The sequence below is a fragment of the Acetobacter zythi genome (assembly GCF_963921165.1).
Taxonomy (GTDB): domain Bacteria; phylum Pseudomonadota; class Alphaproteobacteria; order Acetobacterales; family Acetobacteraceae; genus Acetobacter.
Map to the genome: position 1 here is coordinate 244,064 of NZ_CAWUEO010000023.1, position 25,353 is coordinate 269,416.

The following is a 25,353-nucleotide window of genomic DNA, read 5'->3' on the forward strand; positions in this document are numbered from 1 at the left end:
CATTATATCAAAAGAGTTGTTGTTCTGCCATGTTCCCCCGTCTGCCATATGCCAACAAGTTGCTTTGCGGTGCGTGGGTGATGTGACAAAATGGAACGATCAGGCAACCAGGCAAGATGTTCAGAACGGGGCAGGGGTCTGCCCCATGCAGAATAAACCGTTTTTTCCGGAGGTCAGTCATGACAGAAGAGTCTACCCGGGCACAGTCCGAGCAGGCCCCCGCCAATCCGGCAGCCGGAGAAGGCGGGCAGGCATTTACGCGTGAACAGGTGGAAGCCCTGTTCATTAACGCCGCCAGAGAGGGCGATGCAGACCTGCTGGACCGTTTTCTGGCAGCGGGAATGAACCCGAACCAGAGGATGGAAAAAGGCTATACCCCCCTTATTCTGGCCGCCTATAATGGGCACAGGGATGCGGTGCGGGTGCTGCTTGACCGTGGTGCGGATGCCAATCTGAAGGATGAAAAAGGCTCCACCGCCCTGTCTGGCGTGGCTTTTAAGGGGGATGTCGCTTTGGCGAACATGCTGCTTGAGGCAGGGGCCGATGTGGACGTTGCCAATGCTGTTGGCCGTACGCCGCTTATGTTTGCGGTCATGTTCGGGCGTGATGATGTCGCCCGTGTGCTGCTTGGCGCTGGCGCCAATGTACTGCTCCGTGATGGCGAGGGCCTGAACGCGCTTGATCTGGCGCAAAGGCAGGGGAATGGCGCACTCTTGCTGGATTTGAAAAAAGCGGTAGGCGTGTCTGCCTGACATCCCGCCTCAGGCCCGGCCGTAAGGTTGCGCTTTGCCTGTTTTTTAACTGAGCCTTTATTTTGAGCAACGGCCTGCCAGCGCAGGCCGTTCAACTTATGTGCATGGAATGATCGGAATGAGCCGCTTCTGGAGTCCTCTTGTTCACACCCTCACGCCTTATGTGCCGGGTGAACAGCCAAAAATTGCCAATCTGATCAAGCTTAACACCAATGAGTCGCCCTATGGCCCGTCCCCCCGTGCGCTGGACGCCATAAAAGCCGCTACGAATGACAGCCTGCGCCTCTACCCCGACCCGGAGGCTCTGGCCCTGCGTACCGCGCTGGGCCAGCGCGTGGGCCTTGGCGCGGACCATGTGTTTGTTGGCAATGGCTCGGACGAGGTGCTGGCCCACGCTTTTCAGGCCCTGTTCGCACATGGGGACCCGCTGCTGTTCCCCGACATCAGCTATAGTTTTTACAAGGTTTACTGCGGGCTGTACAAACTGCCCTACCGCATGGTGCCCCTCAGTGCGGACATGCGCGTGGTGGTGGAGGACTATACAGGTCCGTGCAGTGGCGTGGTTATTGCCAACCCCAATGCGCCAACGGGTATTGCGCTGGGGCTGGATGCCATTCGCAAACTGCTGGACATGCACCCCGACCGGGTTGTGCTGGTGGATGAAGCCTATGTGGATTTTGGTGCGCAAAGTGCTGTGGAACTGGTTCGGGATTACCCCAATTTGCTGGTTGTGCAGACTTTCTCCAAATCCCGCGCGCTGGCGGGTGGGCGTGTGGGCTTTGCCTTTGGCCAGCCTGACCTGATCGAGGCTCTGGTGCGGGTCAAGGATAGTTTTAACTCCTACCCGCTGGACCGTCTGGCGCAGGTGGGGGCGCTGGCATCCGTGGAGGATGAGGCATGGTTTACCCAGAGTGTGCAGCGGGTTATGGCCAGCCGCGCCATGCTGGACGAAGGGCTGCGTGCGCTTGGTTTTGAAGTCTTGCCGTCCATGGCAAACTTTGTTTACACTCGCCATCCCGATCGTGATGCAGGAGAACTCGCGGCGCAGTTGAGAACCCGGGCCATTCTTGTCCGGCACCTTAAGGGTGAACGCACAATGGCGTGGTTGCGCATTACGGTTGGAACGCAGGAGCAGTGTCAGGCCTTGCTTGATGTTTTGCGCGACAGTGTTCTTCGCAATTCGTAAAAACTGACTGGTCATCTGTCCAGTTGTTACGCCTCTGGTCGGGCCTGTGTGGCGCAGTGCGCGCAGCAGGTGCTGCAAGGCGGTCAGGTATTAAATTTTTAAGACATAAACCGTGCCGCATACCCCGCCGCACGGTCTTGATTTGATGGAGGGTCTGTTCATGCGCGCTTTTCGCGGCCAGATGTCTGATAACCAGCCAATCCGGCGCTCCTTGCCGGAAAAACAGAAGCAACTGCGTGACCTGAAGGAAACGCTGGCTGCCATGAAGTCCCACACATCTCCTGCGCTCAAGGAGAGTGTGCGTAAACGTATTGCCCAGCTTGAAGCCGAGCTAACGGCGGCTCCCGTGCTTAAATCCAACCGCCCCAGTGGCGCCGCCCGGCCCAAACAGGAGCGGGGGAATGCCCCACGCCGTCCAACAATACGGTCTCTCTAAATAATGGCATAGAAAGGGGAGGGGTGGTTGACCTCTCCCCTTTTTGTGTGGCTTGTGCGTGGTGTAGCGTTTTTTTGGCGTCATCATTGCCGCAGAATCAGGTGTTCTGCGGTGTATTGGAAAAACCCCCCATAACAGATTAGCAGAGCAGGGAGATCGGAATTGGCGGGAACCACCTTGTCTCAACTGACGGATCTGCTTTCTGAAGGGGGCACTCTGCTGCGTGATGGTCTGGTCTGGGCCATTTACTGCCGCCCCGGTCAGGAGCCGCAGGAGCTTGAGCGCGATGTGGTGGTCCACCGCCTGACAACCGGGAACTTCCCGCCCGAGTTTGTTGAGGGTGGAGGCTGGGCGTGGTTTCATTTTGATATTGTCCACACCATGTCACGCCATCAGATCGAGACCATTCCCTCCTTGCCAGAGGAAGTGCGGCAGGTTCTGACCAATCTTGAACGGAGCACCCGTCTGGAAAGCGAGGAGGACATTGTTTTTGGCGCACTCCCCGCGTTTGATGACACCTCCACCGATGATGACCGCAACGTCAGCACATGGCGTTTTGCCCTTGAACCTGACCTGCTGCTAACAACCCGCCGCCACCCTATTCCCGCCCTTGGGGTGGTGTTTCACGAACTCAAGCGCGGTCTGGTGCCCCGCTCCCCCGCCAAGGTGGTGGATCGTGCCCTGCTGGAATTTGCCGATACGTTACGGCGTGACTTTGCCCGACTGGACGACCAGCTTGATCGGGCGGAGGATGTCCTGCTGATGCTTGACCGCGATACGGATCTGGGCCGGATGAGCGGCCTGCTGGGTATGGTGCGCCGCCGCTCCACCGAACTGCGGCGGGTTCTGGCCCCCGTGGACCGTATTTTTCGGGATGAGGAACTGGAACTGCCAGAATGGGCGGAAGATGACCTGAAGGACCGCTCTCACCGGCAGGTTCACGCGGCCCTCGATGACCTTCTCGCTCTGCAGGACCGTGCGCGCTCCTTGCAGGATGAGCTGACCTCCAATCAGGCGGAAGAAACCAACCGGCGGCTGTATATTCTGACCGTGGGCACCATCCTCATGCTGCCTGCAACGTTGGTAACGGGCTTTTTTGGCATGAATACCGGCGGCATGTTCTTAACCAATGGCACGTGGGGTACGGTTGACGCGGGTGGACTGTGCTTTCTCATTATGATGGGCACATGGTTTTTGCTCAAATTTATCCGTTTTTTGTAAAACCTGTCTGCTGTGCAGGGTGGATAAAAATACAGCCATAACCGGAATTGCCGCATACGGTTGAGCGTGCCATAAAATTAGCCAAGTCGTACCGTAGCGTTATGGGCTGGGACGATCAGGCACAATGTGGTGCTCTGTTTTGTTCCTTTGGTTACAAAGTGGTCATGCCCGTGGTGTTTGCGCACATGGGAGCAGGTCCCGCCATGGTGGGTTTTGGCTCCATGGGAGCGTTTTGTTGCATGTGGGGTGTGGCCTGTATAAATACATGGCCGTATTTTGTGGCCCGAACATGCGGGACCGGGCATGGATCGGGTCGAATTTCCTGTGCCGCGGCAAGGATGGATTGGACAGCATGACAGGCAGACAGGCCCTTTTCAGGATGCAGAACTGTTGTGCCGTCAGTCCCGTACCCAAGGTCGGGTCTATGGTCAAAAAAGCACTCGCTCTAGGGTTGCTGGCCGTACTGGCGGCCTGCGCCAACCAGCCCGGCGGGAGTGATACGGATGTTCCCATCGCGCAGGAAGCCGAGTTCTACCGCGCCCATGCCCGCGCCTATTATGCCCCACCCGGTCCGGCGGAGGACCCATGGGGGCCATATATCCGCGAAGCATCCAAACGCTTTGATGTGCCCGAGGAATGGGTGCGTGCCGTAATCCAGCAGGAATCCGGTGGCAAACTGTTCCATGATGGCCAGCTTGTAACATCCGGCCCCGGTGCCATGGGGCTGATGCAGCTTATGCCCCCCACGTATGATGAAATGCGCGCCACTTACAATCTGGGTGGGGATGCGTACGAACCGCACGATAATATCATGGCGGGCACAGCGTATTTACGGCAGTTGTACGATGTGTACGGCTCTCCCGGTTTTCTGGCGGCGTATAATGCCGGGCCGGGGCGTCTGGAAGATTTTATAACCCGCAACCGCACCCTCCCGCGTGAGACACGGAATTATGTGGCCTCCATCGGGCGGCGTATTGTGGGTATTTCACCCCAGAACCGCTCTCAGGCGGATATGCAGGTTGCCAGCCATGATTCGTTCACCCAAAGGGCGGTCGGAGGAGTATCTGCCCGCAATCAGGGCGGGATAAGCGCTGTGCGGGCCGCTTGGTCGGGCAGGCAGCAGGGCAGCATGCAGCCCGTGCAGGTGGCCGATGCCATTGGGGATGACGGATCATCGGATAATTCCAGTGCGGCCTCTGCCTCCTATGGGCAGGAGTGGCATCCTGTTTCACGTAAAACAAGAGTAGATGGCCTGACGGAAAGCCCGGCGGATGTACGGGCTATATGGGCCAAACGCCTGGGGGCAGCAGCCCAGACCGTACCGGATGGGCCGGTGCAGGTGGCGCAGGTAACGGATGACCCGGTGGATTCCAGTATTCCAGTTGCCGAATCTGTGCCGGTGGCAGCCGAACCTGCCAGAATGGCGGTGGGGGAAGGGCGCTCAGGTGGTAATTTACGCCTCTTCTCCAGCGCCCATGCGGAGCCTGCGCCTTTGTTGAGCAAAAAAGTGCGTGGGGTGGATGCCAGAAACTGGGCCATTCAGGTTGGGGCTTTTGGTTCTGCTGCTTTGGCGCAACAGGCATCGGGGCGGGCGCAGCACCAGAACACATCTCTGTCTGGCGCGCGTGTGCAGATTGCTGTTGTGCAGGCAAAAAAGGGACGACTATACCGCGCACGCCTGACCAACCTGTCGCATACCGATGCAGTGGGTGCGTGCCGCAGGTTGAGCGGGTGTGTTGTTATCTCGCCCGAAACAAAGCCCTGAGCAGGCGGAAACCCCGCTAAGAGGCCGTATGGGGGCTAGACCAGTCAACCCGCCGTGGCTGACTGTGCTGGTGCTGGTGCTGGTGCTGGTGCGCCGGGGGCTGCAAGGGGTGTGTTATCCCGGCCGGAATAGCGGTCAATAATCTGTTTTGTCGCGGCTGCTGCCTCCTGTGCCGCAGCCACGGCCACATCGCCCCAATATTGGTCGAGGGAATGGGCGTCTATATCGTGCAGTTGTGTGGCGGCCCCTGCTTCCTTGCCGTTTGCATCCACGACCCGCCAGACAATTTCAATATGCTGCTGGGGGTGGCCGGTGGTGCCCGCCGGACCGGGTGTGAGTTTTACGGTTGTGGTTACGGTAAAGTCGGCATTTTTTGCCGAGTTCTGGATCGTATCCTCACTATCGCGGAACGCGGCGGTAAAGGCTTGCGCCAGTGATGTGTTGCCATCCCCCGGAGCGCCGCTCACACCAGTAAAGTAAACCCTTGCTGCCCGGTGTTTAAGGCTATGGGGGTCTTTTTCCATATCATCGGCCTGAATGCCGGTCAGGGCTGCGGCAATGCGGCTTGCGGCATCTTGGGCGACCAGTGCAAAAAATGGTCCATCCCCTGCCGACCATTGCTCCACGGGCACGGGTTGGCCTTCCTGCGTGGCCCGGACCGTGTTTTTGGGGGTCATGACCGTGTATACGGGTACAACCTGCCCGTTACGCAGCTCGGCCTGCATATTCAGCCACCAGTCCCCCTTGCGCGTAGGCTGGGCTATGGCGGGAATGGTCTGCTGGAGCAGTTCCTGAGCCACATCTTTTGCCCACAGGCTGGCATTGGCGTCGGATAATAAGGCATTGGGTGGGGTTGGCACATCCAGCCGCGATGGGGGTGCGTTGGCCGCCAGCCCCGGCCCGTTTCTGCCTGAATGTGCAAAGGGGTGGGGGACATCAAGGCATCCGCTCAGCAGGAGCAGGGCAGAACAGGGCAAAGCGAGGCGTAAAGACTGCTGGCGGCGTATCATCCGTTGCGGGTTCCCGTGGCGATAACAGAAATCTGGTGTCCAATGGGACCACCGCCAGCCAGAGTCCGCCGCCTGTGGCTGAAAAATCGGCTTTCGTCCATGAGCGTATCCACATCCAGAGCGGCAGCGTGTTTGATCCGTGCGCGCTGAAGGCGAAAAACACACCATCCAGCAAGATCAAACTGGTAATGGCCTGCCCGTTTGCCCGGAGTAAAAAACTGGGCGGCCTGCCTGTCTGTGCTGGTTATGGTTGTGTGCATGTCCTCGGCGGTTTCGTAGCTTTCCTGCGCAATGCAGGGGCCAACTACGGCATGGATGTCCTCCCGCGTGGCGCCAAGGGCCAGCATGGCCTCTATTGTGGCTTCCAGCACACCGCTTAATGCGCCACGCCAGCCTGCGTGGGCTGCGCCAACAATGGTCCCCTGTGCCGTGCTGAACAGGACCGGTGCGCAGTCAGCCGTAATAACGCCTATGGCCAGATCGGGGTTGTTGGTGACCAGCGCATCCGCCTCGGCGCCACTCCCAGCAGGCCATGCGGTGGTGGCGGTCACAACGGCTGGGCCATGCACTTGCGTAACACCCAGAAGGCAGTTGGCCTGCACCCCCATGTGGCTGGCAACGCGGGCACGGTTCTGGGCCAGATTTTCCGCCGTATCGCCCGAGCGGGTGGAGCAGTTCAGGCTGGCATATGGGCCGCTGGAAACACCTCCCTCGCGGGTAAAAAAGCCATGTCGGGCCTGACCCAGTAAGGGGCTGGTCAGGGGGGCCAGACTGGCTGGTGCGGCGGGTGGGCAGGTCATGCAACCGGACCTTTCGTAAAGCCGGGGGGCGTGGGCAGGGTGGGGCTGGTCATCACCATGACCTTGAACAGATGCCCCATTTTTTCTGGCGCCACCAGCCGGTTTGCAGCCGAACGCAGCATGGCTGCATCCTGCGGGCTGGCCTGAGCAGCAAGTTGCTCCGTCCGTTCCATGATGCCCAGATGTTGCAAAAAATCGCCCTGATTTTCGGTTCCGTAAGTGGCGGCTTCGGCCTTGCGGGCCACGGCAAGCAGGGCGGTAAAGTCCACATGGGTGGTCAGATCGGCTTCGCCCTCCTCCGCCTTGAGCGGGTGCGTTGGGCGGGCATGGCGTAGGGCCTGCAGAGAGTCCCCGGTTGAACTGGTGTCGTGCCCATAATCAATAAACAGGGCAACGCCGGGGGAGTGGGCAAATCTGTGGGCAAGGTCGCGCACAATATGCTGGGCCTGTTCGCACACTTCCACCACCGTATTTGGCTCCAATATGCGGCTATCCGGCAATGTGGGGGGCGCGCAGGAGATGAGTTCCAGCGATTTGTTGGCAACGTAGTGCTCATGCCAGCCCGTATTGGTCTGGATGAACTGCCGGACGGGCAGTGCGTCCAAAAATTCATTGGCCAGCAGGATCATGGGGCCTGCGGGTATGTCATCCACATGCTTGTGCCACACCGGCTGGGTGTAGGGGTGCAGAATTTCCGCCTGAACCTGCCGCAACCGGGGGGATGTTTCGACCAGATGCACACTTAGCGCCTGCGCCATGGTCGGGGCCTGACGGGTAATAACACGCAGGGCATCGGCCATGAGCGTACCCCGGCCGGGACCTGCTTCTGCCAGAATAATTTTGGCGGGGCTGCCCATGCCCTGCCAGACCGTAATGGCCCACGCACCCAGAAGTTCGCCAAAAACCTGAGAAATTTCTGGCGCGGTAATAAAGTCCGACAGGAACGGTGTTTCGGCATAATACTGGGCATTCACCCGTGCCATGAAGTGGTCAAGTCGCTCTGCGTGGTAGATGTGTGGTGCCATAGGTCCGTTCAGTTTTTTTCAGCGGGTTGATCTTGTGGGTCGGGCAGGCCGCCATAAATGGGCTGGCGGCGGGCGTTGAGCATCAGGGCAATGCCTGCGACAAGCATGGGCAGGCAGAGCAGTTGCCCCATGGTAATGCCGCCGGGCAGGTAGCCGAGAAAGGAATCCGGTTCACGAAAAAACTCGCAAAAAGAGCGGGCGCAGCCATAACCCGCAAGGAACATGCCCGCCAGAAAGCCGGGATGTTCGCGCACGGACTGGCGGCGGGATGCGGTGTACAGGATTAAAAACAGCAAAAGCCCTTCGGTCAGGGATTCATAAAGCTGGGAGGGGTGGCGCGGAATTGGCCCCCCTGTGGGAAAAATCATGGCCCATGGCAGACTTGCCGGGGCCTCGCGGCCCCAGAGTTCACCGTTAATAAAGTTGGCCAGACGCCCAAGCCCCAGCCCAATGGGCACGGCCACGGTCACCCGGTCCGCAAAGGCCAGAAAGTTCAGCTTGTACCGCCACGTAAACAGCACCATGGCGGTAATGACCCCCAGTGCCCCCCCATGGAAGGACATGCCGCCATGCCAGACTTCCAAAATGGAGATCGGGTGGCTGAGATAGTAGCTCGGCTGGTAGAACAGCACATAGCCAAGCCGCCCGCCCATAAGCACACCAATGGTAACCCATGTTAAAAAGTCATCCGCCAGTTCGGGTGTGCCAGCGCGTGGGCGCAGGGCAAGCAGCTTGCGGAGCAGCATAATCCCCAGCACAATGCCCAGAATGTAAGACAGCGCATACCAGCGCACGGCCAATGGCCCGAAATGCACCAGCACCGGGTCGAACTGTGGAAACATCAGAACAGGAAGCATGGAGAGGTCAATCCGGTGCGAGGGGCCAGAGGTATGGGCGGGTCCGGTATCAGGGTGATCTGAGCAGGAACCGGCCCACCAGTGCGGTGGGTCTTGGCGTGACTATAAAGGGCGGGCCTGCTCCCTCCAACCCAGCAAATGCGTGGTAGGCCGTGTGCGGGCGTAAAAACAGGGCAAAGGTTGGTAGTCAGGGCGCTGTCAGTTTTCTATCATGGGCCATATTATCCCTTTTCTGGAAGATATAAGGTCTTACCCCATGAGTGATGAAATTACGGTTGTTGCCATTCTCAAGGCCAAGGTGGGTTGTGAGGACGAAGTGGCAAAGGCCATGGCTACCTGTGCAGCGCCCTCCCGCGCGGAGGCGACAAACCGCCAGTATGTGCCCAACCAGGACCTTGATAACCCCCAGACACTCATTTTTATTGAACGCTGGGCCAGCAGGCAGGCCTTGGCCGATCATATGGAAACGCCACACTTCAAACAGCTGATCGCAAGTTTTGAGGGCAAGCTGGATACACCCGTGCAAATTCATATTCTGCAACCTGTTGCTGGTGCCTGAAGGCCAGATTCTGCGCCCGGCATAAACGCCGGGTGCAGAATGGTTTGGGGGGGAGCTAACGCAGAACAAACTGCTGGATAACCACCAGAACCCCCATGCAGAAGGTCAGGAACAGGCTGTGCTTGAACGTGCGCGCCAGCACAACGCCTTCATGCCCTTTGAGGGCTGTAACGGATACGCCGGTGGTAATGTTCTGGGGCGAAATCATTTTGCCCATGACCCCGCCTGATGAATTGGCCGAGGCAAACAGAACAGGGTCGAGCGAGAGTTGGTGCGCTGCCGCAACCTGCAGGTTGCCAAAGAGCGCATTGCCCGATGTGTCGCTCCCGGTCAGGAACACCGCCACCCAGCCCAGAAAGACCGAAATAAGCGGGAAGAACATGCCCGTGGAAGACACCGCATAACCCAGCGTGTAGGTCATGCCCGAATAGTTCATCAAAAACGCCAGACCAATGGTAAGGGCCACGGTTACAACCGCCAGCCATGCCTGCCGCAAGGTTGTGGCAATGGCGGCCCCGAACTGGCCAAGTGTTGTGCGTGTGAACACGGCACTAAGAATGGCGGACACCAGAATGGCCGTGCCCGTGCCAAGGGGTTCAAACTTCCAGACCGCCGCATAAACCGATTTGTAAAGCGATATAAAAACAGCATTATCCAGCCCCGGCCAGTGCACGGGCAGTGCGCCAATGCGGGCAACATGCAGTGCGTCCCATGCAATGACCACGGCAATAACAGTAACCCACGGAATCCACCCCTGCCAGAGCGGCACGGAGGCAGTGTTTGCAGGTTTTTCCGCAGTAATCTGGCTGAGGTCTATGGCGTATTCCGGGTCTGGTGCTGGTTGCCAGAAGCGCAGGAACACAATACTGGCCACGAGCGATACGCTGGAGGACAGTACATTGCTCAGGCTGTACAGGCCCGCGCCAGAAATGACCAGCAAGGTCAGGGCAAAGCTTCCGCCAGCCACAAGCAGAATGGGCCACATCTGGCGCACGGAGCGCCACCCGCCGTAAAGCGCCATAACATAAAATGGAATAAGGCAGGCAAAAGGGGTGAGCTGGCGGCCTATGGTGGCCCCCAGCACATCGGGCGGCAGCCCGGTAATGGACCCCAGCACGGTTACGGGAATACCCAAGCCCCCAAAGGCAACAGGTGCTGAATTGAAGATCAGAACATAGGTCAGCGCATCCAGTGCGGGAAAACCGAGCATGATGAGCAAAGCACTTGTAATGGCAACGGGTGTGCCAAACCCGGCAACGCCTTCCAGCGCCGCACTAAAGCAGAAGCCAAGTACGATCAGAATAATCCGTCGGTCATTGGGGACATGCCGGATAATCCAGCCCCTGAACGCGTCAAACCGTCCATTATGCACGGCCACGTTGAACAAAAGCAGGGCGCATAGCGCGATCCACATGACCGGCAGGAGCGAAAAAACCATACCGTTGGTAATGCTGGCTACGGCCAGCGTGGGGGGTAACCCCCACAGACCAATGGCAATAACCAGCCCCACAACCAGCCCCCCAAGGGAAGACTGCCATGCAGGGCGGCGCAAAACCCCCATAAGAAACAGGGTAACAAGAATGGGGCAGGCCGCAACAATAAAGGAAAGCAGCAGGCTGTGACCCACAGGAGCGAGAGGCTGTATGAACATGATTGTTCTCAAACAAGGCGTTGGCCTCTCTCATGATGGAGAGAGCGTTTGGAGTAACGCGTGCCTCTGGAGGAGGATGCAATAAAATTTCGTGTTATGATCCGCCTGCCTGTGTGGTCTTTGGTGTGTGAACCGGCACATGGTTACTGCGTTGTGGTTTAGGGCGGCCATGTGATGGGCGTTATGGAGGGCGGATTTATGGGCAGTCGGAGCATCTGGGTGGCAGGGGGTGTGCTTGTGGCCTGTGCCGCCTTGGCCGGGAGCGTGGTTCAGTATTCCCGCACAGAGCGGGCCACTCTTGCGGTGGAACAGGGTATGGGGCCTAATCCGGTGTTGCCCGAACCTGCGGGGCGGCCGTTGCCTACGGTCAACATTGCCCGCCCCATCGGCTGGAAGCAGGGGGAACATCCAACCCCCGCCGCCGGTTTGGATGTTACGGCTTTTGCCGCTGGTCTGGACCATCCGCGCTGGTTGTATGTGCTCCCTAATGGGGATGTGCTGGTAGCCCAGAGCAATTCTCCGGGGACCGATATACAAACTCTCAAGAACCGTATTGCCAGTTTTGTTATGGGTGCGGTGGGTGCGGGCGTGCCCAGCCCCAACAGAATTATGCTGCTGCGTGATGAAAACGGCAAAGGGGCGGCTACCTTGCAGACCATCTTGCTGGAGCATCTGGATTCCCCCTTTGGCATGGCGCTGGTTGGGAATGACCTGTACGTGGCGAACGCCAACGCGATTGTAAAATATGCGTATCATACGGGAGATACGCATATTACTGCCCCGCCTGTAAAAGTGGCAGACCTGCCAGCGGGGTATAACCACCACTGGACCAAAAACATTCTGGCAAGTCCGGATGGGCGGTACCTGTACGTTACCGTGGGGTCCAACAGTAATGTGGCCGAACACGGTATGGCGGTGGAAGAAGGGCGCGCACGGATTGACAGGCTTGACCTGCAAACAGGAAAGCTGGAGCCTTATGCAACAGGTTTGCGCAACCCCAACGGCATGGGGTGGGAACCGCAAACAGGCGCATTATGGGTTGCGGTTAATGAACGGGACGAAATCGGCAGTGACCTTGTGCCCGATTACATAACCGCAGTGCATGAAGGGGGATTTTACGGCTGGCCCTATAGTTATTATGGCCAGCATGTGGATGCGCGGGTGCAGCCCCCACGCCCCGATCTGGTCGCTACCGCCCTTGTGCCAGATTATGCGCTTGGGCCACATACCGCATCATTGGGGCTGACCTTTACAAACACAGCCAGGCTCTTGCCCCAGAGCATGCAGCAAGGGGTTGTTGTGGGGCAGCACGGGTCATGGAACCGGCGGCCAAAAAGTGGTTACAGGGTTATTTATATTCCCTTTGCCGCAGGCAAGCCCGATGGTGCCGCGCAGGACGTGCTGACAGGCTTCCTAACCCCGGATCAGGAGCACGTGCATGGGCGGCCTGTTGGTGTTGCGGTCGACCAGAGTGGCGCACTCCTTGTTGCGGATGATGTGGGCAATACCGTGTGGCGGGTAACGCAGGCCCGCTAGATCGAGCCTTGGATGTTTGGTTTTTTGTGTCCTTGCATCCGTGGCGGGATAATGAAACTCTGCGGGCATAAAACTGGCGGATTGTGCATGTTGCGTCCGGGTTTGTGCAATTTGGGGCGGGTTAGCCCCGTTCAAGGGGTATTTCATGAAGTCCGTACCACGTCTTGTTGCTGCTGTTTCCTTGTTTGCGCTGGCAGCCTGCCAGACACCATCGCAGCCGGTAGCGGTGCCTCCCGTTCAGGTTTCTGGCAGTCTTACGCAGTACCGGCCACTTGCGGCTGATCTGGGTGTTGCAGGGAGTGGACCGGCTTTTAGCATAAAGTACCTGTCCACAAATGGTGTGACAGGCAGCGGGTTGGTGCCTGTAACTGGTGTTGTCATTTACCCCGCGGGGCCAGCGCCCAAGGGAGGGTGGCCAATTGTTGCATGGGCGCATGGCACGGTGGGTATTGCCGATAGTTGTGCACCATCCCGTAACCCCCGCTCCGCGCGGGACCAGACATATCTGGACGAGTGGCTGCACCGCGGCTTTGCCATTGTCGCCACTGATTATCAGGGCTTGGGGAGCGAGGGCACACACCCCTACCTGAACGCCCGAACCGAAGCCTATAGCGTGCTTGATGGTGTAAAAGCGGCGCTGGCCGGTCTGCCGGACCTGAGCAACACGATCATGATTGTGGGGCAGTCCCAAGGGGCCGGGGCGGCATTTGCTTCCGCCGCCTATGCCCCGGCCTATGCGCCAGCATTGCATGTGCGTGGAGTGGTGGCCACGGGTATTCCCTATATGTCGCCCGAGGTCATTAAGGCTGTATTGCACGCCAAGCCGCAGAACAGTGCCAGCGGCATAGACCCGGTTGTGGCTTATGCCCTGTTAATTGGCGCGTCCGAGGCGGGGCTGAACCCGGCCTTTAACCCCGAGCAGGCCTTTACGGAGCGGGCCATGCCCGAATTCCACGCGGCATCGGAAATTTGCGCCCGCCCACTTATGGAGCGCATCAAAGCGGAAGGGTTGACCCGCGCCAACGCGTTTGAACCCACCTTGGTGCAGGCACTAACCCCTGCGTTCAAAGCCATGGCGTTCCCCACTCTTAAGCTGGATGTGCCGCTATTTGTTGGTATTGGCACAACGGATAGGGACGTAGCCCCCCAAGGCCAGTTGATGCTGGTCAAGGATGCCTGCAAAGCAGGAACGGTGGTGCAGGCGCATTTGTACAAAGGGCAGGACCACTCTCAGGCTGTTCTGGCCTCCATGGTGGATTCCGCAGCGTTTACAACAGCGGTTATGAACGGCGAACCTGTTCAGCCTGTGTGCAAACCGGTTGCGCAGTAACAATTTTCAAAATATTTGCAAAAAACCGGGATCTTTCTGTGGTCCCGGTTTTTTTTGAATGATTTCATCAGCCCTGCCGCAGGGCCGACCAAAATTGCGCGGACGCGTGGCAAGGCATTGCCCGTTATGGCACTTTTCCAAATTGATGGTTTTTGCAAAAGCTGATCTGTTGGCCTGCCATGCTGGAGGCCAACAAAACGGATGCGTCCAAATGCAAAGTCACAAAAGCTTTTGTGATATACATGGGATTTGCGATAAAAAGGAAGTGGTGCACCCGAGAGGACTCGAACCTCTAACCCCCAGATTCGTAGTCTGGTGCTCTATCCAGTTGAGCTACGGGTGCGCCGTGAGGGGGTATTTAGCCGAGCATTCTGCCCCCGGCAACCCCTAAATTTTATTTTTTTGAAATTTTTTCTAGTTCCGGTTCAAAAAGTTATCCAGCGGGTGGTTCACAGGGCGGCGGAGTATAATATGCGCACGGCAGGTGGGCGTGCCGTAAACCCCTTCGAACGTGTCATCTATGGGGTGGGCTTCAAACACTATTGGCAGGGACTGTTTTCGCGCATCCTGCAAAATAAGCTGGGCATGGTAATGCTGGCGCTCCTTGTTGGGGACACCGTGCAGGATCAGGTTGCCCATTTCGGGCACAAAAATCATTTTTGTGGGCAGGATCTGCATGTAGGACAGGCCCTCGGTCGGGCAATCGCGGCCTTTGTCTGTGACCAGCATGCCTGTCCAGTCCCCATAGGGGTCGTTGGCGGCGGAGGTGGTGGCCTGTGCCGGAGCGGGCGTAAAAGCAGCCCATCCCATGCTTAACAGGGCAGCGCATGCCCATAACTGCAAGTGTCTGTCTTTCATATTGGGTGCTCTCCAGTGCTGTCTGCCTGAATCTGGGGTGATCAGCAGGTTGTGGCAAGCCCGGGCGGAAAACAGATTTGCCAGTTATTCTGGTTTTATAGGGTGACGAGGCCGCCGCATGGCTTTATATCCGCAATCATACTTACTTAGTGGTGGGTCTTAGAAGTGTGTTTGTCGCCACTGCACAAGAAAGCCAACCCTGACGCAGACCAGAAAGAACCATAACCCATGTCCGATGCCGCTCAGCCTGCTTCCCCTGTTGTGTTGGATGAAGCCTTGCACCATGACCGTATTCTGATTCTGGATTTTGGTAGTCAGGTTACGCAGCTGATTGCCCGCCGTGTGCGCGAAAGTGGCGTATATTGCGAAATCTGGCCGTTTACGACAGATGCCGAAAAAATACGTTCTTTTACTCCACGTGGTATTATTCTGTCTGGTGGTCCTGCCAGCGTAAATGGCCCGGACGCCCCCAAGATTCCAGATGTGGTGTTCGAGATGGCAGTGCCCGTTCTGGGCATCTGCTATGGTCAGCAGGCCATGTGCAAGCAATTGGGTGGCGAGGTGGAAAGCGGAGAACACCGTGAATTCGGCCGCGCCTTTGTAGATATTGTAGAAGACTGCGCCCTGTTCCGTGGCGCATGGGCACGCGGTGGCCGTGAACAGGTCTGGATGAGCCATGGTGACCGTGTGGTCGCTCTGCCGCCGGGGTTCCGGACTGTGGCGGTCAGTCAGGGTGCGCCGTTTGCCGTGATCGCGGATGAAGGCCGCCGCCTTTATGGCGTGCAGTTCCACCCCGAGGTGGTGCATACGCCCCACGGCGCTGCGCTGCTGGAAAACTTTACGCATAATGTTGCAGGGTGTTCGGGGTCATGGACCATGGCCGGTTTCCGCGAGATGGAAATTGCCCGTATTCGCGCGCAGGTCGGGACTGGCAGGGTTATTTGTGGCCTGTCTGGCGGGGTGGATTCCTCCGTTGCCGCCGTGCTGATCCATGAAGCCATTGGTGAACAGCTAACCTGTATTTTTGTAGACCACGGCATGCTGCGTGCTGGAGAAGCGGAAGAGGTTATCAAGACCTTCCGTGGCCAGTTCAACATCCAGTTGATCCACCGCGATGCATCTGACATCTTTTTGTCCGCGCTTGACGGCGTGACGGACCCTGAAATCAAGCGCAAGACCATTGGTCGTTTGTTTGTTGAGGTGTTTGAGGAAGAAGCGACCAAACTGGGCGGGGCGCAGTTCCTTGCTCAGGGCACACTCTACCCCGATGTTATCGAGAGTGTCAGCTTTACGGGTGGTCCCTCTGTTACCATTAAGTCCCATCATAATGTGGGCGGCCTGCCTGACCGCATGAACATGCAGCTTGTTGAGCCGCTGCGTGAACTGTTCAAGGACGAAGTGCGCGATCTGGGGCGTGAACTGGGGATTCCTGAAATTATTGTCGGGCGGCACCCGTTCCCCGGTCCGGGGCTTGCTATTCGGATTCCCGGCAACATCACGCGCGAAAAACTGGATCTGCTGCGCAAGGTTGATACCGTTTTTCTGGAAGAAATTCGCGCGGCTGGTCTGTACGATGCAATCTGGCAGGCTTTTGCCGTACTATTGCCCGTGCGCACCGTGGGCGTTATGGGCGATGGCCGTACCTACGATCAGGCCTGTGCATTGCGCGCCGTGACCAGCACGGATGGCATGACGGCCGATGTGTACCCGTTTGATATGAGCTTCCTGACCAAGGTAGCTGGACGGATTGTGAATGAGGTGCGTGGCATTAACCGCGTGACCTATGACATTACGTCCAAGCCCCCCGGCACAATTGAGTGGGAATAAGCGTTAAACCCCCGCTTTGGTAAGGCAGCTTTGTGTTTGCTGCCATGCCATGGATTAAAAAAACAGGGTGCATCAGTAATGATGCACCCTGTTTTTTTATGGTGATGTTATCGTGGTTTGTTTGGGGCCATGCCCGGCAACATTTGCCATGCGAGGCAAAGGTTCAGGGTTTGCGTAGACAAATAAAAATTATGGAAAACGAAAAGGTTTTGGGGAGCCAGTCAAACGGATTGGTATATATTTTGGTAATCCGCATATTGTGGCGGATGGTTTGTGCCAGCCAGCGCCAGTCAAACCCTTTGTGGCCAATGCCGTGTGTTTCCACTTTGTCCAAATTGAACAGACCTGCATGGAGGGTTTCCATCCATTTATATTCTTTGTGCCGCATATAGCCTGTGAGGAGGGAGCCAATATTTTTAAGCCAGATAATGGGCCCCACTTCATTAGGCACGGAGCACATAAAAGCTTCTGGTCTGGCAGCGGCTATTTGCTCAATAACCCGGACAACAATATCTTCTGGAATGTGTTCCAGAGCCTCAAGGGCAATAATTACATCGGCATTTTGGAACTGGTCATAATGATTGCTAATGGAATCATTGATTATTTTGAAGTTTTTATGGCCTGCATATCGTTCTTTTGCAAGGCTCAGTAACGTCTGGTCAACATCTATACCAGTATAGTCGATATTAAAGCGGCTATTCAGAACATGAAAAGCTTTGGCATGGGCACAGCCAATATCGACCACCCGTAAAGTGCGGGAAGGGTTTTTGGCCGAAAGTTCGGTAAACAGTTTGATTAAATGCTTATACCGGGTCGTGTGCAGGTAGGAGACCAGCGGGTTAAAGGTCTGGTTTTTTTCGTAACAGGTAAAATCGTGACCTGTCTGCTGAGTGCGGGAGGTGGGCGATGCCATAAAAATCTCTTTCGGAGCACTATGGATTTAAGATGTATGACCCACCAGAAACGCTAGCAGTTTTTGGATTGTGGCCGGTTGTGCCAGTCGATGCAGACATCGGATAACCACAGCGTAAGCGCGGAAACAACCAGCCAGAGAAAACCGGGAAGAATGTTAAAATCCTGAATGACAACAATGCCCATGCAAAAAGCGGCAATGGAAATGGTCAGATTGACCAGGCAGCAGAACACAGCAACAGGCCAGCTTGCAGGAAGACCGCTTTTTGTCATGTACCCTTCATGCCAGATAACTAAGGCATGCTCCTTGATGTCATCCATAAAATAGACCTGACCGAAAGGTCAGATGTTTCCTGCCCCAAAAAGCGCCTTACGGGCATGTTCTGGGGCAGGTGTTCATGCATTTTTACTGATCAAGCCATGGGGCGACAGGCAGATTTTTCTCACGCAGGAAGGTCGGGTTGAACAGCTTGGATTCATACCGCGCCCCGCCATCTGCCAGAATGGTGACAATTCTATGGCCCGGTCCAAGCCTGCGTGCCGTGCGGATGGCAGCAGCCACGTTAATGCCCGAAGACCCCCCAACAGAAAGACCTTCTTCCCCCAGCAGGCTGTATATAATGTCCAATGCCTCGGGGTCGGGAATGCGCTCCGCATCGTCAATGGGAGCGCCTTCAAGGTTGCCGGTCACGCGGGATTGGCCAATACCTTCGGTAATGGAGGACCCCGCCACGGACAGGTCATTGCTTTTGACCCAGCCATACAGGCCGGAGCCTTCGGGGTCGGCCAGGACAATCTGGGGGGCTTTTACGCCATCGCGCCGGGCGGCGTCATGCAGGCCAAGGGCTATGCCCGCCAGTGTGCCGCCTGTGCCGCATGCGCAGGTAAAGGCATCCACCTTTCCGCCCATCTGTTGCCAGATTTCCTGCGCCGTGGTCGCGCGGTGGCCTTCGCGGTTGGCGGTATTGTCAAACTGGTTGGCCCAGACCCAGCCGTTTTCTTCCGCCAGACGGCGGGAGACATGGACGTAATTGCCCGGGTCGCGGTAGGGTTTGGCGGGCACCAGACGTAGGTCAGCGCCAATCATGCGTAAAAAGCCGATTTTTTCGCGGCTTTGCGTCTCGGGCATAACAATAACGCATTTATAGCCACGGGCATTGGCCACAAGTGTAAGGCCTATGCCGGTATTGCCAGCGGTGCCTTCCACAAGGGTGCCACCGGGTTTGAGCACACCACGGCGTTCTGCATCATCAATAATAGCAAGGGCTGCGCGGTCTTTTACAGAGCCGCCGGGGTTCATGAACTCCGCCTTGCCGTAAATCTGACAGCCCGTTGCTTCAGAAGCCTTGCGCAGAAGAATAAGGGGAGTTCCACCTACCGCACCGGGCATGTCGGGCGAGAGTGAGGTCCAGCCGGAATGGGTGGAGGGCGCTGCGCTTTCGGTCATCTGTATACCCTGCTTACTATGATCAGGTTGGGCGATTGGGGCGGGTCTTGTGTTCGGGGTTGCACCCCTACCTGCCTGCGTCCGGTTCTTCTGGTGCATCATATAGCACTTCCAAAACCGCACACCAAGGATAGCGTGGATCGTAGCTCTGCCCGGTGGGGCTGGCCAGACGGCCCTGCTCATCCGTGGGAACGTGGGTCAGGGCTACGGCATCGTCAATATTGCCGCCAATAATGCTGATCTGGCGGCCAAAGGGCGGGCCATTCTGGCCTGTGGCCACCACATAGCCGCAATGCGCGGGAAAGCCGTAGGAGGTGGGTAGACTTGCAAAGCGGATGGTCTGCCTGCCACGGCCACGGGCAACACAGATCAGGTCTCCGGTTTTTGGGGTGTAGGCTGCGGGGTCGTGCGCGCGCAGGATGGGGGACAAGCCCGAGGCTGCGGCATTGATATAGGTGGAATGGTTGGGGGAGTAAGGGAAGCGGTCATTCGCCCCGGCAATCCGCATGACGTAGGAGATGAATGCAGCCGACCATGCAAAAAAGCCGTCATGCACAAAGTCCGTTAACTGGCCATTGGCGTTGTGTTTGCCACTCCATGACGCCTCGGTCATGCCGGGGTCCATGCCAATCCACCAGTATTCGCCCACACGTTGCCACAGGCCGGGTGCGCGTTCGGGTTTGATGGCGGCAACCTGTGGCTCCGGGCGTTGTTCGGGGTCATCATCATTGACCGGGCTGCCAAACAGGCGCCACTCCCGCATGGCAATGGCCACAACGTCCTGCTGGTTGAAGGGTTCAAAGTTATGCGTGGCAAAGTCCGGCACATGGCTGTTCGGACCATATGTGCCGGATGCGCCGCCTCCATGGGCGGATGAACCGCCCCCCGAGGAGGGCTGGGAGGTGCAGGCCGCCAGACACAAAGGTGCCAGAAGGGCCACAGTCAGCTTGCGTGGCATCTTGTCTCCATACCAGAACAGGACTTCACACGGGGGCGGGCAACTGGTTCGACCACCACACAGAAGAAAGTCCTATGCTTAGGAATAGGCGTCCTTAATGGAGGGTGGAAGGGGTTTTATGCGCCTTTTGTGCTGTCTTTCCCTTTTTTGTTCGCTCAGTTCGGGGGTGTGTCCACTGTAATGCTGGCGGTCTGGGCCTGCACGCAGCGAATGGCATCCGCTGGTGCAAGTTCCACAACAAGCCCCCTGCCACCACCATTAATGTAGAGTTTATCCAGTTTGAGAATACTTTCATCAAACACAACCGGCACGGTTGTGCGCGCGCCAAAGGGGCTGATACCGCCAACCTGAAAGCCTGTAAGGGCTTCGGCTTTTTCGGCCCCGAGCATGCGGGCGTTACGGCCGCCAAACAGGGCGGCCACTTTTTTCAGGTCCATTTTCAGGTGTACGGGAATGGCGGTGCAGACAACCTGTTTTTTGTCTATTTCCACCATCAGGGTCTTAAAAACCTTTGCCTGATCAATGCCTATGCCAGCCGCCGCATGCAGGCCAATTTTGCCCGGATCGGATACGTAATCATAATCATGCATGGTAAAGGCTACGGCGTGGGCGTCGAGAAAACAGGTGGTTGGTGTTGGGGCGGTGTCTGACATAACGGGTTGTTTTTCCAATATGATCTGGGGCTTTAGCCCTGTTCGGGAAAAAGGGAGAGCAGGCCTTCGGGTGTGGCCGGGCAGCAGCCTTTTTCGGTTATCAGGCCGCTCACAAGCCGGGCGGGGGTTACGTCAAATGCCGGGTTGGCGGCCTTGCTGCCATCGGGGGTAATCTGCACCCGGCTGATCTGCCCGTTGTCAGCCCGACCATGGATATGGGTAATTTCGGTTCCCGAGCGTTCTTCAATAGGAATTTCACGCACCCCATCGGCCACGCGCCAGTCAATGGTGGTGGAGGGCAGGGCCACCCAGAACGGCACATTATTATCCCGCGCTGCCAGAGCCTTCAGGTAGGTGCCAATTTTGTTGGCAACATCGGCATTGCGCGTAACACGGTCGGTCCCGACAATAACAAGATCCACCAGCCCGTGCTGCATCAGATGCCCCCCTGCGTTGTCCGCAATAACGGTGTGGGGCACGCCGTGGCTGCCAAGCTCCCATGCCGTCAAGGCTGCGCCTTGGTTGCGGGGGCGTGTTTCATCAACCCACACATGCACGTTCAGGCCTTCATCATGCGCCATGTAAATGGGGGCGAGTGCGGTGCCCCAGTCCACGGTGGCAATCCAGCCTGCGTTGCAATGGGTCAGAATGTTGATTCTGTCATTCTTGCCGCGTTGTGCGGCCAGTGTGCGGAGGAGTTCCAGCCCGTGCAGGCCAATGGCTTCATTCTGTGCGGCATCTTCATCGCAGATACGCCCGGCCTCGGCGTAGGCGGCGGCGGCACGTTGTGCCGGAGCAATGGGGCGGAGGTGGTTGAGCATTCTTTCAATAGCCCAGGCCAGATTGATGGCTGTGGGGCGCGTGGCGGCCAGCATGGCGGCTTGCTGTTCCAAAGCCGTATCGGAACTGTCCGTGCGCAGGGCAAGGGCCAGCCCGTAGGCGGCAACCGCGCCAATTAGCGGTGCGCCACGGACCTGCATGGTTTTAATGGCATGGGCAACCTGCTCAGGTGTGGTCAGTTGGAGAATCTCCAGAGCGAAGGGCAGGCGGGTCTGGTCAAAAATATGCACGGACCAGCCGTCTTTTTCATCAACCCAAACGCTGCGGTAAGGTGTGCCGTTAATTTTCATGGTCATGGGTTCCTGGTGGCGGAAGATAAAAAATCAATCACTGATCATAGGGTTTCTTTGAGTGCGGGGGCAATATCCCGATAGCATGACAGTTTTGCGAACATGAGTAGAACATATGTTGTGTAATAACTGAATCCGTGAAGTCTATTCTTGAAAAGATGAGAGTATTTTTTTGCATTTGCGTTCATTTTTGTTATGTAGAGGGAGAAATAGGCATGCTTTGCTAATGGCGCAGACCGTGCCGGGAACGGATTTGTTTTTTAGTTTTTTGAAAAGATGTTTTCTCTTCTCAAATTTTTAAGAGAAGATGAAAAAAGGATGCAGGAATGAGTGAGACCAAAAAAGGCCGCAAGGCTGTTGCCAGCAAACGTGTTCCGGCCCGCGCCGCGAGTGTTGCAGCCCCCAAAAAGCGCGCGCCGCGTGCAAAAGTGGAAGTTGTAGAAGAAATTTTTGAAGTGGAAGCTCCGGCTCCCACCGCGCGTAAAACACGCCAGACGGCAGCAGCACGCAAAACCACCAAAGTGGAAAAAGTGGCCAAGCCCGCAACGACCAGAAAAACCAGCAAATCTGTCGCTGCACCGGTTGAAGCCGCAGCCAAGCCTGCCCGCCGTGCAAAAGCAGCCGCAGTTGTGGCGGAAGCTCCGGTCAAGGCGACCCGCACAGCAGGGAAGGCAGCAAAAGCCGCCCCCCGCACAACCCGTGCCAAAGCGGCAGCGGCCCCCGAGGTTGTGCAGGCAGCCCCCACGCGTGCACGTAAGGCCACGCGCAAAGTGGTTGTGGAAACTCCGGCTCCGGTCAAGCCCGCCTCCAAGGCAACACGCAAGCGGGCCGATAAGGCAGAGGCTACGGAAAGCACAAAGAACCTGTCCGCAGTTGAAAAACTGCGTATTGTGCAAGAACGCCGCCGCCGTAAGCGTTATGAACGTCTGGCAGCCGAAGCCGTAGCGGAAGCAGAAAAAGCCGCACCGGTACGCAAGCGCAAGGCCGCAACAACGCGTAAACCCCGTGCTGCAAAAGCATAAGGGCAGGTAGGTTGAAAATGCGGGCATGGTTACCAAAAAAGGGTTGGCCATGCCGGTTTTTTATCGGGCTTGCATATTTATGCCGAGGTTCATGCTGAACCCCCTGCGCATGTAAAGTTTATAAAACCGGATAACCGTTTGAGTTATCCGGTTTTTTGTTGTCAGGTCTGGTCCGATATGGCGGAAGGCAGAAAATCCTGTGCCAGCATAGGGGCTGCACGTAACTCTCCAACTAACTGACCATTCCAGTTTTTGAGGGGGCGGCGCATATAATGCGCCAGGATCGGTGAATTTTCGATCTGGGCAAAGCGGGCAATGAGGGCCGCAGCCGCAGTTTCTGCGGCTCTTACGCCACCATCGCGACATTTTATGGCAATACCAAACCCCTGTTCAGGCAGGGCAACGACCATAACACCTTCCGCACCCATTTTGGTGAGCACTCTGGGGGCGAGTTCCTGCATCACCAACGTGTCAAACTGCCCGGTACCCGCGATCATGCCCGGGTTCTGTGCAATGGCGTGGCGCAGGCGGGCGGCGGCCTCTGCCCGACTGGGCGAAAGCCCGGTGCCCGATGCAAAACGGGCATAGCCCAGCGCAAGGGCTGAAAGGGGTATGGCCCATGTGGGAATGGCGCATCCATCCACCGCCATGTTTGTTGTGGTGTGGGCGGCCCCGGTTACATCTTGTAGTGTGTGGGCAATGGTTTGCATAACGGGGTGTGCGGGGCGGGTGTAGTGCGCCACGTCCTGCCCAGTTGCGCAAGCAAGGCACACAAAGCCCGCATGTTTGCCCGAACAGCAGTTATGCAACGCACTGGGCATTTGGCCCGCTGCTGCGAGTGCGCGCGCACTGGTGGTGTCCAGCGGCCAGTGTGTGCCGCATTCCAGCACGCCATAGTCCAACCCTGTGCGGGCCAGCATATCGGAGACAGCGGCAATATGTGCGGGTTCCCCCTGATGCGAGGCGCAGGCCAGCGCCAATGCGGCATCGGGCAGGGCAAAGCGGTCTGCCGCACCTTCGGTGAGCAGGGGGAGCGCCTGTAGGGCCTTGACCGTGGAGCGCGGAAAAATGGGTGTTGCGCAGTCTCCAGCGGAAAAAACGGTTTTGCCGTGGGCATCCACAACAATGGCCGCACCGTAATGGCTGGATTCCACAATGCCATTCCGGGTTGTCTGGGCTAGAAGAACGTCATCTGTCATAAAATCTGGCCTAATTACCTAGTGTGTTTGCTCGCCACTGAGCAGGTAGCATGCTGTGGCAAATTCTGCCGTATGGTCGGGTTCCACTTCCAGTGCTTGTGCCACAAGGGAGCGTTTCAGTTTGAGCACAACGGGCATGTTGTGTGAATCACCGCCTGCGGTATCGGCTGTTTTTGCCAGCCACGGGCAAATTCCGGCCCGCTCCGTGAGCATGAGTGGTGCGCGCCGGTCCAGCGGAAGCCCCGTGGCCATAAGGTGCTGGGCGTGGCTTTGCGAAACAACCATGTAAAGAAAAGCATCTTCCCCGCAGGGCTGTATTTTTTCCGGCGATGGCACAAAGCTCAGGCGGATTTCGTCGGGCATAAAGCGAGAGCGCGGGAGCGGGGGCAGTGGGCGGGCAAACAGGTCATCCTGCTGTGGGGGTAATGTTGTGCAAACCGTTTTGGCTCTGGCCGTTTTTTTGCGCCCCCGGACAGGCGTGCAGGTTTTGCCAGCAAGCAGGGCAGGGAGCAGGTCTGGCTGAACAGGGCCGGGCGTGGGGGCGCGTTCCATCAGTTGGGGGTTGGGGCATGCCCCTTTGGGCCGGGTGCGGCCTGTGTGCAGTCCTCACATAGCCCTTCCACTTCGACCGATGCGCTTTGCATGGTAAAGTTTTTTTTGCCACAGATGTTTTTCAGCACGTCCAGAACACGAGGCGCGTCTGCAATTTCGGTCACGCCACCACATTTGCGGCAGATCAGGAACTGCGCACTATGCAGGCAAGGCTCCGCCCCACCCTGTGTGTGGTCGTGCGGGTGGTCATGCTGGAGATGGGTGCAGGGCACAAAAGCAGACAGCCGCTCTATCCGGTGAATAAGCCCATGTTCGAGCAAAAAATCGAGCGCGCGGTAAATGGTTGGGGGGGCAGGTTTGCGCCCGGATGTTTTAAGCTGCTCCAGCAGGTCATAGGCGCCAACAGGGGCGGGTGCTTTGAGGATAAGGCCCAGAACATCACGCCGCTGCGGGGTCATACGGCCACCATGCTCTGCGCACTGGCGAGCTGCATGGTCAAGCTGGTGCTGGATACGGTCTGAAAAACCGTAGCCGTCATCCGGTGGGGAGGAGGGTGGTGTTCTGGTCTGCATGTTCATCATCCGTTCTCTCTTATTTCTAGCGTAAACGAGCCAGAAGGGGAAGGCCAGACATGCGCGATGAGGTGACGGATGGTGAGAAGTAATGT

The 25,353-nt window shown here is 57.4% G+C and carries 25 protein-coding genes and 1 tRNA gene; 10 read left to right on the forward strand and 16 right to left on the reverse strand.

All coding sequences use genetic code 11. The annotated features are described in order from the left end of the window. Positions 1-179 precede the first annotated feature (179 nt). From AABE20_RS09795 to AABE20_RS09815, 5 genes are all read left to right on the forward strand, one after another. On the forward strand, positions 180-752 hold the full coding sequence (locus AABE20_RS09795; RefSeq protein ID WP_338332880.1) for an ankyrin repeat domain-containing protein: 573 nt from the start codon (positions 180-182) through the stop codon (positions 750-752). A gap of 118 nt (positions 753-870) precedes the next feature. Next, on the forward strand, positions 871-1,938 hold the full coding sequence (gene hisC, locus AABE20_RS09800; RefSeq protein ID WP_338332881.1) for a histidinol-phosphate transaminase: 1,068 nt from the start codon (positions 871-873) through the stop codon (positions 1,936-1,938). 160 nt (positions 1,939-2,098) lie between these two features. After that, on the forward strand, positions 2,099-2,374 hold the full coding sequence (locus AABE20_RS09805; protein WP_165992243.1) for a hypothetical protein: 276 nt from the start codon (positions 2,099-2,101) through the stop codon (positions 2,372-2,374). Positions 2,375-2,560: 186 nt separating this feature from the next. After that, positions 2,561-3,595 carry a transporter gene (locus AABE20_RS09810; protein WP_338332961.1) on the forward strand — a complete coding sequence of 345 codons (1,035 nt, stop codon included), beginning with the start codon at positions 2,561-2,563 and terminating at the stop codon, positions 3,593-3,595. A 352-nt stretch (positions 3,596-3,947) separates the two neighbouring features. Next, on the forward strand, positions 3,948-5,360 hold the full coding sequence (locus AABE20_RS09815) for a transglycosylase SLT domain-containing protein (RefSeq protein WP_338332882.1): 1,413 nt from the start codon (positions 3,948-3,950) through the stop codon (positions 5,358-5,360). 44 nt (positions 5,361-5,404) lie between these two features. On the opposite strand, the gene AABE20_RS09820 is transcribed toward AABE20_RS09815, so the two are convergent. The 4 genes from AABE20_RS09820 to lgt are packed head-to-tail and all read right to left on the reverse strand — an operon-like array spanning position 5,405 to position 9,052. Continuing rightward, positions 5,405-6,370, reverse strand: a complete 966-nt coding sequence (locus AABE20_RS09820) for a hypothetical protein (protein ID WP_338332883.1) — start codon at positions 6,368-6,370, stop codon at positions 5,405-5,407. After that, entirely contained in the window at positions 6,367-7,170 is an 804-nt protein-coding gene (gene pgeF / locus AABE20_RS09825) for a peptidoglycan editing factor PgeF (RefSeq protein WP_338332884.1), read from the reverse strand. Before pgeF ends, AABE20_RS09820 begins: the two co-directional genes overlap by 4 nt. Further along, positions 7,167-8,195: a class I SAM-dependent methyltransferase gene (locus AABE20_RS09830; protein WP_338332885.1), complete on the reverse strand. Its 1,029-nt coding sequence runs from the start codon at positions 8,193-8,195 to the stop codon at positions 7,167-7,169. Before AABE20_RS09830 ends, pgeF begins: the two co-directional genes overlap by 4 nt. 8 nt (positions 8,196-8,203) lie before the next feature. After that, on the reverse strand, positions 8,204-9,052 hold the full coding sequence (gene lgt, locus AABE20_RS09835; RefSeq protein ID WP_338332886.1) for a prolipoprotein diacylglyceryl transferase: 849 nt from the start codon (positions 9,050-9,052) through the stop codon (positions 8,204-8,206). A 256-nt stretch (positions 9,053-9,308) separates the two neighbouring features. Here lgt and AABE20_RS09840 point away from each other — a divergent pair, with 256 nt between their 5' ends. Further along, a complete protein-coding gene (locus AABE20_RS09840; RefSeq protein ID WP_338332887.1) occupies positions 9,309-9,611 on the forward strand; it encodes a putative quinol monooxygenase in 303 nt (100 codons plus the stop codon). Between the two features lie 55 nt (positions 9,612-9,666). Here AABE20_RS09840 and AABE20_RS09845 read toward each other — a convergent pair whose 3' ends face one another. Continuing rightward, complete coding sequence (locus AABE20_RS09845; RefSeq protein WP_338332888.1) at positions 9,667-11,262, reverse strand: L-lactate permease; 1,596 nt, start codon at positions 11,260-11,262, stop codon at positions 9,667-9,669. Positions 11,263-11,460: 198 nt separating this feature from the next. On the opposite strand from AABE20_RS09845, the gene AABE20_RS09850 reads away from it, so the two are divergent. Next, the gene (locus tag AABE20_RS09850) at positions 11,461-12,798 is read left to right on the forward strand and encodes a PQQ-dependent sugar dehydrogenase (RefSeq protein WP_338332889.1); all 1,338 of its coding nucleotides are present in this window, start codon (positions 11,461-11,463) and stop codon (positions 12,796-12,798) included. Positions 12,799-12,943: 145 nt separating this feature from the next. Further along, complete coding sequence (locus tag AABE20_RS09855) at positions 12,944-14,128, forward strand: lipase family protein (protein WP_338332890.1); 1,185 nt, start codon at positions 12,944-12,946, stop codon at positions 14,126-14,128. Positions 14,129-14,394: 266 nt separating this feature from the next. Here the strand turns inward: AABE20_RS09855 and AABE20_RS09860 are convergent. Both AABE20_RS09860 and AABE20_RS09865 read right to left on the reverse strand, forming a co-directional pair. Then, positions 14,395-14,471 (reverse strand) — tRNA-Arg (locus AABE20_RS09860). 71 nt (positions 14,472-14,542) lie between these two features. Next, positions 14,543-14,986 (reverse strand): hypothetical protein, encoded by a 444-nt coding sequence (locus AABE20_RS09865; protein WP_338332891.1) that lies wholly within the window; start codon positions 14,984-14,986, stop codon positions 14,543-14,545. Positions 14,987-15,214: 228 nt separating this feature from the next. Between AABE20_RS09865 and guaA the strand changes: the two genes are divergently transcribed. Continuing rightward, positions 15,215-16,813 carry a glutamine-hydrolyzing GMP synthase gene (gene guaA / locus AABE20_RS09870; protein ID WP_338332892.1) on the forward strand — a complete coding sequence of 533 codons (1,599 nt, stop codon included), beginning with the start codon at positions 15,215-15,217 and terminating at the stop codon, positions 16,811-16,813. 163 nt (positions 16,814-16,976) lie between these two features. Here the strand turns inward: guaA and AABE20_RS09875 are convergent, their stop codons facing one another. The 6 genes from AABE20_RS09875 to mtnA form a co-directional block, all read right to left on the reverse strand. Then, positions 16,977-17,726 (reverse strand): class I SAM-dependent methyltransferase, encoded by a 750-nt coding sequence (locus AABE20_RS09875; RefSeq protein WP_338332893.1) that lies wholly within the window; start codon positions 17,724-17,726, stop codon positions 16,977-16,979. A gap of 53 nt (positions 17,727-17,779) precedes the next feature. Continuing rightward, complete coding sequence (locus AABE20_RS09880; protein ID WP_338332894.1) at positions 17,780-18,046, reverse strand: hypothetical protein; 267 nt, start codon at positions 18,044-18,046, stop codon at positions 17,780-17,782. 85 nt (positions 18,047-18,131) lie between these two features. Continuing rightward, positions 18,132-19,172, reverse strand: coding sequence for a cysteine synthase A (locus tag AABE20_RS09885; RefSeq protein WP_338332895.1), 1,041 nt, complete (start codon positions 19,170-19,172; stop codon positions 18,132-18,134). Between the two features lie 67 nt (positions 19,173-19,239). Further along, entirely contained in the window at positions 19,240-20,130 is an 891-nt protein-coding gene (locus AABE20_RS09890; protein WP_338332896.1) for a DUF2272 domain-containing protein, read from the reverse strand. Between the two features lie 155 nt (positions 20,131-20,285). Beyond that, a complete protein-coding gene (locus tag AABE20_RS09895; RefSeq protein ID WP_408740850.1) occupies positions 20,286-20,783 on the reverse strand; it encodes an aminoacyl-tRNA deacylase in 498 nt (165 codons plus the stop codon). Positions 20,784-20,815: 32 nt separating this feature from the next. Continuing rightward, positions 20,816-21,913, reverse strand: coding sequence for an S-methyl-5-thioribose-1-phosphate isomerase (gene mtnA, locus AABE20_RS09900; protein ID WP_338332963.1), 1,098 nt, complete (start codon positions 21,911-21,913; stop codon positions 20,816-20,818). Positions 21,914-22,239: 326 nt separating this feature from the next. On the opposite strand from mtnA, the gene AABE20_RS09905 reads away from it, so the two are divergent. Beyond that, positions 22,240-22,935, forward strand: coding sequence for a histone (locus tag AABE20_RS09905; protein WP_338332897.1), 696 nt, complete (start codon positions 22,240-22,242; stop codon positions 22,933-22,935). A gap of 161 nt (positions 22,936-23,096) precedes the next feature. Here the strand turns inward: AABE20_RS09905 and AABE20_RS09910 are convergent, their stop codons facing one another. The 3 genes from AABE20_RS09910 to AABE20_RS09920 are packed head-to-tail and all read right to left on the reverse strand — an operon-like array spanning position 23,097 to position 25,267. Continuing rightward, positions 23,097-24,134, reverse strand: coding sequence for an asparaginase (locus tag AABE20_RS09910; RefSeq protein WP_338332898.1), 1,038 nt, complete (start codon positions 24,132-24,134; stop codon positions 23,097-23,099). A gap of 18 nt (positions 24,135-24,152) precedes the next feature. Beyond that, positions 24,153-24,686, reverse strand: coding sequence for a hypothetical protein (locus tag AABE20_RS09915; protein WP_338332899.1), 534 nt, complete (start codon positions 24,684-24,686; stop codon positions 24,153-24,155). Next, positions 24,686-25,267: a Fur family transcriptional regulator gene (locus tag AABE20_RS09920; RefSeq protein WP_408740851.1), complete on the reverse strand. Its 582-nt coding sequence runs from the start codon at positions 25,265-25,267 to the stop codon at positions 24,686-24,688. The genes AABE20_RS09915 and AABE20_RS09920 overlap by 1 nt, the downstream gene beginning before the upstream one ends. Positions 25,268-25,353 lie beyond the last annotated feature (86 nt).

Coding starts and splice junctions, on each gene's coding strand:
- AABE20_RS09795 (WP_338332880.1), top strand. CDS start 180: ATGACAGAAGAGTCTACCCGGGCACAGTCCGAGCAGGCCCCCGCCAAT.
- hisC (WP_338332881.1), top strand. CDS start 871: ATGAGCCGCTTCTGGAGTCCTCTTGTTCACACCCTCACGCCTTATGTG.
- AABE20_RS09805 (WP_165992243.1), top strand. CDS start 2,099: ATGCGCGCTTTTCGCGGCCAGATGTCTGATAACCAGCCAATCCGGCGC.
- AABE20_RS09815 (WP_338332882.1), top strand. CDS start 3,948: ATGACAGGCAGACAGGCCCTTTTCAGGATGCAGAACTGTTGTGCCGTC.
- AABE20_RS09820 (WP_338332883.1), bottom strand. CDS start 6,370: ATGATACGCCGCCAGCAGTCTTTACGCCTCGCTTTGCCCTGTTCTGCC.
- pgeF (WP_338332884.1), bottom strand. CDS start 7,170: ATGACCTGCCCACCCGCCGCACCAGCCAGTCTGGCCCCCCTGACCAGC.
- AABE20_RS09830 (WP_338332885.1), bottom strand. CDS start 8,195: ATGGCACCACACATCTACCACGCAGAGCGACTTGACCACTTCATGGCA.
- lgt (WP_338332886.1), bottom strand. CDS start 9,052: ATGCTTCCTGTTCTGATGTTTCCACAGTTCGACCCGGTGCTGGTGCAT.
- AABE20_RS09840 (WP_338332887.1), top strand. CDS start 9,309: ATGAGTGATGAAATTACGGTTGTTGCCATTCTCAAGGCCAAGGTGGGT.
- AABE20_RS09845 (WP_338332888.1), bottom strand. CDS start 11,262: ATGTTCATACAGCCTCTCGCTCCTGTGGGTCACAGCCTGCTGCTTTCC.
- AABE20_RS09850 (WP_338332889.1), top strand. CDS start 11,461: ATGGGCAGTCGGAGCATCTGGGTGGCAGGGGGTGTGCTTGTGGCCTGT.
- AABE20_RS09855 (WP_338332890.1), top strand. CDS start 12,944: ATGAAGTCCGTACCACGTCTTGTTGCTGCTGTTTCCTTGTTTGCGCTG.
- AABE20_RS09865 (WP_338332891.1), bottom strand. CDS start 14,986: ATGAAAGACAGACACTTGCAGTTATGGGCATGCGCTGCCCTGTTAAGC.
- guaA (WP_338332892.1), top strand. CDS start 15,215: ATGTCCGATGCCGCTCAGCCTGCTTCCCCTGTTGTGTTGGATGAAGCC.
- AABE20_RS09875 (WP_338332893.1), bottom strand. CDS start 17,726: ATGGCATCGCCCACCTCCCGCACTCAGCAGACAGGTCACGATTTTACC.
- AABE20_RS09880 (WP_338332894.1), bottom strand. CDS start 18,046: ATGGATGACATCAAGGAGCATGCCTTAGTTATCTGGCATGAAGGGTAC.
- AABE20_RS09885 (WP_338332895.1), bottom strand. CDS start 19,172: ATGACCGAAAGCGCAGCGCCCTCCACCCATTCCGGCTGGACCTCACTC.
- AABE20_RS09890 (WP_338332896.1), bottom strand. CDS start 20,130: ATGCCACGCAAGCTGACTGTGGCCCTTCTGGCACCTTTGTGTCTGGCG.
- AABE20_RS09895 (WP_408740850.1), bottom strand. CDS start 20,783: ATGTCAGACACCGCCCCAACACCAACCACCTGTTTTCTCGACGCCCAC.
- mtnA (WP_338332963.1), bottom strand. CDS start 21,913: ATGAAAATTAACGGCACACCTTACCGCAGCGTTTGGGTTGATGAAAAA.
- AABE20_RS09905 (WP_338332897.1), top strand. CDS start 22,240: ATGAGTGAGACCAAAAAAGGCCGCAAGGCTGTTGCCAGCAAACGTGTT.
- AABE20_RS09910 (WP_338332898.1), bottom strand. CDS start 24,134: ATGACAGATGACGTTCTTCTAGCCCAGACAACCCGGAATGGCATTGTG.
- AABE20_RS09915 (WP_338332899.1), bottom strand. CDS start 24,686: ATGGAACGCGCCCCCACGCCCGGCCCTGTTCAGCCAGACCTGCTCCCT.
- AABE20_RS09920 (WP_408740851.1), bottom strand. CDS start 25,267: ATGATGAACATGCAGACCAGAACACCACCCTCCTCCCCACCGGATGAC.